General features: G+C 35.6%; 4 protein-coding genes. 2 read left to right on the top strand and 2 right to left on the bottom strand.

The genetic code is table 11. From position 1 onward, the window contains the following. Both rocD and tnpA read right to left on the bottom strand, forming a co-directional pair. Positions 1 to 855, bottom strand: an 855-nt coding sequence (rocD, locus tag ABY905_RS12710) for an ornithine--oxo-acid transaminase (protein ID WP_372644452.1), incomplete at its 3' end; no start/stop codon positions are given. 385 nt (positions 856 to 1,240) lie between these two features. After that, on the bottom strand, positions 1,241 to 1,696 hold the full coding sequence (gene tnpA / locus ABY905_RS12705) for an IS200/IS605 family transposase (RefSeq protein WP_372644450.1): 456 nt from the start codon (positions 1,694 to 1,696) through the stop codon (positions 1,241 to 1,243). 264 nt (positions 1,697 to 1,960) lie between these two features. Here tnpA and ABY905_RS12700 point away from each other — a divergent pair, with 264 nt between their 5' ends. Next, positions 1,961 to 4,300 carry a carboxypeptidase-like regulatory domain-containing protein gene (locus ABY905_RS12700; protein WP_372644448.1) on the top strand — a complete coding sequence of 780 codons (2,340 nt, stop codon included), beginning with the start codon at positions 1,961 to 1,963 and terminating at the stop codon, positions 4,298 to 4,300. Positions 4,301 to 4,325: 25 nt separating this feature from the next. Further along, positions 4,326 to 6,217, top strand: a 1,892-nt coding sequence (locus ABY905_RS12695) for a BatA domain-containing protein (RefSeq protein WP_372644446.1), incomplete at its 3' end; no start/stop codon positions are given.

The raw sequence follows: 6,217 nt of genomic DNA, 5'->3' as shown, positions 1-6,217 counted from the left end.
TGGCTTAATAACAAGCATGATATCGTCATCAGCTAATACTGCAGATACGGGTACAACACCACCTGAAATTGCTTTTCCAAGAATCAGTACGTCCGGACGAACACCTTCGTGATCGACAGCTAATAACTTACCTGTACGAGCAATACCTGTTTGCACCTCGTCAGCAACAAATAAGACGTTGCTTGCCTTACACAAATCGAAAGCTTTCTTCAAGAAACCGTCCTCTGGTACATAAACACCAGCCTCACCTTGAATAGGCTCAACCAAGAATGCACATACGTTTGGATCCTTCAATTCTTTCGCCAATGCCTCAACATCGTTGTAAGGAATCGAAACAAAACCTGGTGTGAATGGTCCGAATCCTTTATATGAATCTGGATCGTTAGACATAGAGATGATTGTAATTGTACGTCCATGGAAGTTACCATCACAAACAATAATCTTAGCCTCGTTCTCTGGAATACCTTTTACATCATAACCCCAACGACGAACAAGCTTAAGAGCTGTTTCGTCAGCTTCGGCGCCTGTGTTCATTGGTAATACTTTATCGTATCCGAAATACTTAGTTACATATTCCTCATATCGTCCTAGGTTTTCGCTATAAAATGCACGTGAAGTCAGAGTCAATTTCTGAGCCTGATCAGTCATTGCCTTAATGATCTTTGGATGACAGTGTCCTTGATTTACTGCAGAATAAGCTGAAAGAAAATCGAAATATTGCTTTCCATCAGTATCCCATACATATACGCCTTCTCCTCTTTCAAGCACTACTGGAAGTGGATGATAATTGTGAGCTCCAAATTGAGACTCTTTTTCCATGTAGGCTGCTGCGGTCATTTTTGTTGTAGTGGTCATAAAATAAACATTTATAAGGTTTGCTAATATTAGGTTTAATTATTTTAATTTTGGTGAGCACAATTTTGTCATTTTTTTTCAGATAACAAATACTTCTTCATAATTTCTTCATGTCAATTAACATCTTTTAAAATCTTCCGCAAAGCCTTTAATCACTGCAAGTCTTAAAAAGCTTAACAGTAAATTTACTTAAATATTATGCTTCATCCATTATCCACAGTTCATTCCCTTTTTTAAGAGAAAAACAATAAGAAAATTTACTGTTAATTATTTTTTTTAATAGCCTTCTTATTTTTTTTCAAAAGATAAAAATCAAATATTAAAAAAAAATAGAGCTAGTTGCTCTATTTTTCAATGATAACAAGTCATTCAGAATAATTCCCAATTAATTCCAGAAATAGGCAGCATCATACTCATCGACTCCAAACTGTTCCATTATTTCATCAACTTCTTCTTTATAGGTCTTATCATCGTGATGGTTTTTCTGATTTTGAATGAATCTTGTGACAACATCAACCTGAAAATGACTCACCGAAAATGCCCCATATCCATCCTGCCAATCAAAATCCTTATTAATCTTACCAATGGATCTAATCCATTTTACAGATTTTTTTTTGAGCTCATTAATAACAGAGGTCAGAGAATGATCTCTAGATAAACTAAATAGAATATGCACATGATCAGACACTGAATTAATCGTTAAAATAGGACAATTGTATTTCTGTAAAACTTCAGAAAAGCAGGCATACAACTTTAATTCCCATATTTCCTGAATATAGGGCTTTCTATCCTTGGTACTGAATGTTAAATGCACACAGAGTTGCGATAAAGACTGTCCCATAAGCTGAGTCTTGATGAATATTAGAATAGAAGAAAGCCTAATTATACATTTAAAATCAAGCGCTTACACAATTTAATCAATTGTAAATGAATAAACAAAAGCTCTTGACCAATAAAATTAAAATCCCTAATCATAATTTTAAGGATCTGTTGTATCTTAGCCTCTTCTATACTAACATCTAGGACTTTTATAATGCACAAAATCATTTCCTTTTATATTACACTAATCCTCATTGGCATATGCCCAAAGCTACATGCTCAAAATATGGCCAGCATAAAAGGGATAATTAAAAATGAACAAGGACAGGCCATCTATGGTGTACATATTATTAACAAAGCGAATTTACAAACCACAACCTCAGACAAAGAAGGTAAGTACCTGATACATTATGAAGCCAACAAAAAACTGACACTACAATTCACTCATATCGCTTATCAAAATTTTGAGAAAACATTCATTCTAAAATCTGGACAAACAGAGGTTTACAATCCGACACTAAAAGAGAAACGCCAAGGACTGGATGAGGTTGATATTAAAGCTCAAATTAAGTTACAGAATAAAGGCATTTATTTACAAACCAAGGAAATTGATAAAATTGCTTCAGCTGGTGGAGAAAGCATAGAGAATCTATTAAAGACGCTACCAGGTGTGAGTTCCAATAACGAGCTTAGCTCACAATATAATGTGAGAGGTGGGAATTTCGATGAAAATCTGGTTTATATTAATGACATTGAAGTTTATCGTCCAAGTCTTATTCGTTCCAGTCAGCAAGAAGGCCTAAGCGTTATTAATCCGGATTTAGTTTCTTCCGTTCTCTTTTCAGCTGGTGGCTTCGATGCCAAATATGGTGATAAACTCTCATCGGTATTGGATATCAAATACAAAATGCCCCGTCAGTTTGAAGCTTCAGCTGATGTGAGTCTTCTCGGAACAAGTGCTCATATTGCCAACGCCAGTAAAAATGGCAAACTGTCTTATCTTGCAGGATTCAGATATAAAACCACTCGCTACCTATTGGCCTCTTTAGATACCGAAGGCGATTACAATCCCAAGTATAAAGACTTCCAGGCCTTACTAAACTATTCATTCAACCCTAAATGGAGTCTTCACCTATGGGCAAATATTAGTCAAAATAAATATGGGTTTAAACCTAAGGATAGAGAAACCAATTTTGGGACGATTAGTGATGCTTTACAGCTAAAAATGTATTTTGATGGTCAGGAAAAGGACGAATACATTAGCGACATGGAAGCTCTTACTCTAAAGTATCGCCCCAACAGCAAAAGCCTATTTCAACTGATCACCAATAGATACGCCACCACAGAAGAAGAACGATTCGATATTCAAGCTCAATACTTCCTTCAAGATTTGTTTATGAGTCAGGGGGGTGATAAGGATGGCATTCTGGAAAATCTAGGTATCGGAACCTATCTCGACCATGCCAATAATAAGCTTGAACGAAATGTAAAGAGCATCAAGCTAAAAGCTGATCACAATTTTGGCAATTTACATCTACAGTGGGGTGTAAAAGCCTTACACGAAAAAATTGATGATAGAATAAACGAGTGGCAATATCGAGATTCTGCGGGCTATTCAGTTCCTTTTTATGATTCAGAAGCACGTCTTGCCTACTCACGTCAAGCTGTAAATCGTATAAAGGGAACGCACCTTAGTGGTTATTCACAAGGGAATTACACCTTCAGCAATCGTTCTGGTGATTTTCAATTAACCGCAGGTCTTCGTTACCATCACTGGACATACAGCAAAGATTACTTTCTCTCGCCACGCTTTTCATTGAACTTTGTACCCAATGGAGAAAAGAAAATGAAATTCCGTTTGGCCGTTGGTAATTATCAACAAATGCCATCGTATCGAGAGAGTTTGAGAATTGATGGAAGTATTAGTTCCAAGCTTAACATTCAAGAAGCCTGGCATTACACACTTGCTCATGAGTATTTATTCAAAATTAGAGAACGCGATTTCCGTTTATCTTCCGAACTCTATTATAAAGATTTGAAGTCACTCATTCCCTACGATATTGAGAATGTGCGCTTACGATATTATGGCGATCAGAAAGCTAAAGGTTATGCTGCAGGGCTAGAATTTCGTTTGAACTGGGAATATGTACCTGATACAGAATCATGGATTAGCCTCTCATTAATGAAAACAAGTGAAGATATTTTGGGTGACAATATGGGTTATATCGCCCGCCCAAGCGATCAGCGTTTTAACTTCTCCATGTTCTTTCAAGATTATATGCCAGGCAATTCCACATACAAAATGCACCTGACTCTAATATATGCAGGTGGTTTACCTGTATGGGTTCCTAAACAAGGCAAACAAGGACAAAGCTTTAATATGCCGCATTACAAAAGAGCAGATCTGGGTTTCTCTAAGGAACTTCTTGACAGCAATAAAACTAACAACAAAGGTTTACTTAAGCATTTCAAATCGATGTGGATTGGTCTCGAAATATTTAATTTATTCGATATTAACAATACGGTTTCCTACCTTTGGATCAACGATATTCGTGGAAACCAATATGCCATTCCCAACTACTTAACGGCTCGTAAATTGAACCTGAAGTTGAGTGCAAAATTCTAAATGAATCTAATATTTAAGCGTTTATATGCCTTTACATTTTCAAAATCCAAATATACTCTGGGGACTCATCAGTTTGATTATTCCCATCATTATTCATCTCTTCAATTTTAAGCGTTTCAAGCCAATCTATTTCAGTAACCTGAAATTTCTGAAGAATATTGTTGCAGAAAATAAGAACCGCTCGAAGATAAAGAATTGGCTATTACTCCTAACTCGTTTATTAGCATTAGCCTTTATAGTTATTGCTTTTGCCCAGCCCTTTCTTCCCAATAAAAACACATCTCTTACAGATAAAAGCCAAAAGAATATCGCTCAAATATATTTAGATAATTCTTTTAGTATGAATGCCGAAACTGAAAAAGGGATGGCTATTGAAATTGCTAAAGCAAAAGCTATTGAGCTTGTCAATTCCTTTTCTGAGGATACTCAGATTAAAATTATTGATAATGACAGTAAAAGTAAATTACCCTTTTTAAATAGAGAGGGTGCTATAACACAACTACAAGAAATACAACCAACATCAGCAAGTAAAGGCTTTTCACAAGTTTTGAAAGAATCGTCTATTGCAGGATCTTCTTCGAATACTAAAACTTACCTCTTCTCAGACTTCCAGAAATATCAGGCTGATTTCGACAAAATGCCTCAAGATAGCAATCTAAATATCAGCTTGATGCCTTTATCTACGCAAAGTAGGAACAACCTATATATCGATTCATGTTGGTTTGAAAATTCAGCACATAAAGTGAATCAAAACGAAGAACTTAAAATTCGAATCTACAATTCATCTAATAAGGCGTTCCGCAAAATCCCAATAAAACTGTATATCAACGATAGCTTAAAATCTATTTCAAATTTCGATATTGAGGCTAGAGAAAATAAAGAACTAAGCCTGAGATACATAAACCACAAACCAGGAATTTACTCTGGAAAAATTGAAATAAGTGATTACCCAATTACCTACGACAACAGGCTTTACTTCTCTTACAAAATTGAGAAAAGTGCTGAAATCATAAGCATCAATCAGGAAAAAGAGAACCGCTACATCTGTCAACTGTTCTCTGATGAGCAATATTTTACACTTAGAAACATTAACAAATCACAATTTCACCAGGAAGATCTGAGTAAAACCAAGCTTATTATCTTGAACCAGCTTTCGGGTATGCAAAGTGGTTTCATGCAAAAAATCTCACATTATTTGAATCAAGGTGGTCAAATACTAATTCTACCTGAAGATCAAAATAATGACTCAAATAACGAGCTTTTGAGCGAATTAGGTTCAGCCCAGTTTTTGCAACTTGATAGTCTTACGAAAACTGTTGCTAGTATAGAACTTAATGCTGAGATCTATAAACAGGTGTTTGAGAAACTAAAGGAAGATGCGCGCTTACCTCAAATCTATCGCCATTTTAAATTGAGCGAACCGAAAGGGCAAATCAGTATTCCACTTTGGAAAAGCAAATCAGGAGAAATCCTATTTTCTCAAACTAATATAGGCCTAGGCAAGCTCTATATTTCAAGTTTTAAGTTCGATCCCAAATGGACCAATGCCATTAAACACCCTCTCTTTGTGCCGAGTTTAATCAATATTGCAATGAATAATAAAAGCCACTCACCACTCTATTATAAGTTAAACTCAAATGAATACGCTATTGCAAACAGTTTAAAACAAAATCGTGAAAAAGCGGTATTTCATATAGAAAATAAGGCATTGGCCATTGATTTAATTCCTGAGCAAATTACACATTTCGATAAGGGGCTGCTACTAAATGCTCATGGACAAATTAAGGAAGCGGGAAACTACTTTATCAGTCAATCGGAACAAATTCTATCAGGCATTTCTTTCAATTACGCTCGTCAGGAATCTAATTTGAATTTCTACTCCTCAGGAGAAATCAATGATTTACTAGAAAAACATCA

The sequence above is a fragment of the Ancylomarina sp. genome (assembly GCF_041555295.1).
Classification (GTDB): domain Bacteria; phylum Bacteroidota; class Bacteroidia; order Bacteroidales; family Marinifilaceae; genus Ancylomarina.
This window is presented reverse-complemented; position numbering and strand designations above follow the sequence as displayed.